At 35.0% G+C, this 2095-nt stretch carries 2 protein-coding genes; one reads left to right on the forward strand and one right to left on the reverse strand.

Features of this window, described 5'->3' with window-relative positions:
* Window positions 1-89: 89 nt before the first annotated feature.
* The gene (locus BUB85_RS21655; RefSeq protein WP_159434696.1) at window positions 90-236 is read right to left on the reverse strand and encodes a hypothetical protein; all 147 of its coding nucleotides are present in this window, start codon (window positions 234-236) and stop codon (window positions 90-92) included.
* 412 nt (window positions 237-648) lie between these two features.
* Between BUB85_RS21655 and BUB85_RS20760 the strand changes: the two genes are divergently transcribed.
* Entirely contained in the window at window positions 649-1968 is a 1320-nt protein-coding gene (locus tag BUB85_RS20760) for a PolC-type DNA polymerase III family protein (protein ID WP_073113367.1), read from the forward strand.
* Window positions 1969-2095: the final 127 nt, after the last annotated feature.

Consider the following 2095-nt stretch of genomic DNA (forward strand, 5'->3'; position numbering starts at 1 on the left):
CAATTACCGAAATAATATCGCAAAACAGGTTTTAAAAATTCTCTGTTTTGTACAAAAATTAATTAGTTCCCCAAGGGGGTTCTGAACAGTTACACTTTTTCAATAATACCGACACGCTCGGTTGATTCTGTCCAATACTGTGTTTCTGACGCATGAACCTGTGAGACAGGTAATGCTGTTACTACGGTTGCTAGGGCAAGTACGCCTGTAAGCAATCGCTTTATTTTCTTTTTCATAATATGTTAATACTCCTTTCGTTTTGGGTACAAAAATAGCCGTCCATTTCTGAACGGCTTGAAATAGAAAAGGAACACCGATTGAGGTATTCCTATGACTATATTCGTTATTCAATTTTCATGTTTCAATACTGATGTGTTTTAACCATATCTTTGCATAACTCGGATTTTCAGCGTATCAAAGCTCAATCGTGAGTAGTAAATAAGTAGTAATATCAAGGTTGAAATCCTTTGTAAATGTCTTTAGATACAGTGTTTTAGGGGATAATCAGATTTTTGTTGGTTTTTTATATTAAAATATGACACAATAATCAATCAATTGCTGTACTATTTTTGGCACAGCAGATGGGATATGTTTGGGCGCCTCAATTTGATAGTATTAGATTAAACAAAAATAGGGAGGAAAAAAGAAATGAAGATACCACATATAAAAAACGCCTACGAAAATATAAAAAAGGAGTGTGATGCAAGACTTGCTGAAATATATCCATTTGGAATACCAAAAGTTGCGAAGGAACGATATGAAAAAGAATTAGAATATTTAAAAACTTCTGAATATCTTGATGAATATGAATTGTTTAGGCAGCTCAGTGGATGTTGCAAAAAAAGTTCACTCACTCTAATACTTCGGGGTACAGATGCAGGTTCGTACCTCGTATATTTGATGAGAAATTCACTGCTCAATCCTTTACCAACTCATTATTATTGTGAAAAATGTGGGCGTTTTGAGGTGCCTAATACAAGACTATTCGGAATTGATCTTCCAAGCAAAAAATGTCCAGATTGTGGAGAATTACTTGTATCAAATGGGTTCAATATTCCAATAGAAAGTGTATGGGGCATTGATGGGAAAAAAGTCCAAGAATTTACCTATACTGTAAGTGAAGAATTTTTTCCATTTGCCAGACGAGTTTTAGAAAAAAACTATCCTAAAAATGAGGTCGTACCATTGGGTATGTTGCAGGGAAGTCTAAACGGACATGATATTTCTACAATTCACGCCGGCTATATTATTTTACCTGAAGGACAGACAATGGACGATTTCCCTAATATGCAGGGGTATTTAGATGATGGTGAACAGTGCATGTCGGGAAATATTTGGGATATAAATGATAGTGGACTGCAGCGTGTGCAGCTATTGCCTTTTGATCGAATCAAAAATTTAATTGAGATGCAACGAAAGACAGGAATTTACCTGGATGAAATAAGTGAAAGGGACATGAAGTCGATTAGCTACAAGGATCTGATTAATACCAAAATATATGAGGAAGATCAGGTAAGCTTATTTTGCCAGTTTACTCCAAAAACATTTACAGAAATGTGTCACTTGGAGAGCTTTTCGCATAACACATTAAAAAACGCAAAGACATACAGCACATACCGAACAGAAGTATTGAGGAAACTGAAAGATAAGAAAGAGTTTGTTTCAGTGCAATGTTACACTAGAGAAGACTTTTTTGAAGCCTTGTTAAATGCTGGAATGGAACGTGAAAAAGCTTTCGCTATAGCTGAATTTATCCGCAGAGGAAAGGCAATATCTTGTAATCAGAAGTATCAGGACGAATGGAAGAAATTTGATATACCAGAAGACATAAGAAAAGTTGCGGAGGAATACGCTTATATTTTCCCAAGAGCGCACTCAGTGGAATATATGCTTAATGATGCAATGACTGCATTTTATATGAAGAAGGACAGCCGTGCATATAGCAGATTGATTAATATGAAAAAATGACCGTTTTTTCAATCAGAATTCTATTTAAGAACATTTCGTAACTGTTCAGAACCCCCTTGGGGAACTAATTAATTTTTGTACAAAACAGAGAATTTTTAAAACCTGTTTTGCGATATTATTTCGGTAA

Origin of the sequence: Hespellia stercorisuis DSM 15480, from assembly GCF_900142165.1 — a bacterium.
GTDB lineage: Bacteria > Bacillota > Clostridia > Lachnospirales > Lachnospiraceae > Hespellia > Hespellia stercorisuis.